The sequence below is a fragment of the Vibrio sp. D173a genome, from assembly GCF_030248475.1.
Genome location: NZ_JAHGAH010001564.1, coordinates 1 through 623 on the forward strand (window position 1 = coordinate 1; position 623 = coordinate 623).

Genomic DNA, 623 nt, shown 5'->3' on the forward strand with positions numbered 1-623 from the left:
TCCATAACATGGTGAAAGAGTGGCCTGGTTTTGTAATCAAGCCAGCGCAAGGCAGTGGTGGTAAAGGCATCTTGGTTATCACCTCTCACAAAGATGGCGTTTACACTAAGCCGTCTGGCTCAACGATTGGCAAAGAAGACGTTGAGCGTCACATCAGTAACGCTCTAGCGGGCTTGTTCTCCCAGACGTTCGTATCATCGTTTTCAAGGGCTACCCTGTGATGGCGATGATGCGCTTATCTACATCAGCCTCTGACGGTAAAGCTAACCTTCACCAAGGTGCGGTTGGGGTTGGGATTGATATCGCGACCGGCAAAGCCGTAAGAGCGGTTCAATTTGACCAGCCCGTCACACATCACCCTGATACAGGAAAAGAGCTTGCCCTGCTGCAAGTTCCGCATTGGGAAAGGCTATTAACGCTGGCATCAAGTGCTTGGGAGATGACAGGCCTAGGTTATATGGGTACCGATATGGTGCTTGATCAAGAAGAAGGGCCAATGGTACTTGAGCTGAATGCTCGTCCGGGGTTAGCAATTCAGATTACTAATGGGGCAGGCTTATTGCCTCGCCTTCATGATCTTGAAAACCTAGGTACGCCTCCAGAATACCCAAAGCCGGCTGAGC

At 50.6% G+C, this 623-nt stretch carries 1 pseudogene; it reads left to right on the forward strand.

What is annotated here, in order from left to right:
- Positions 1-623, forward strand: a pseudogene (locus KIV40_RS34770) (sugar-transfer associated ATP-grasp domain-containing protein); the annotation flags it as partial.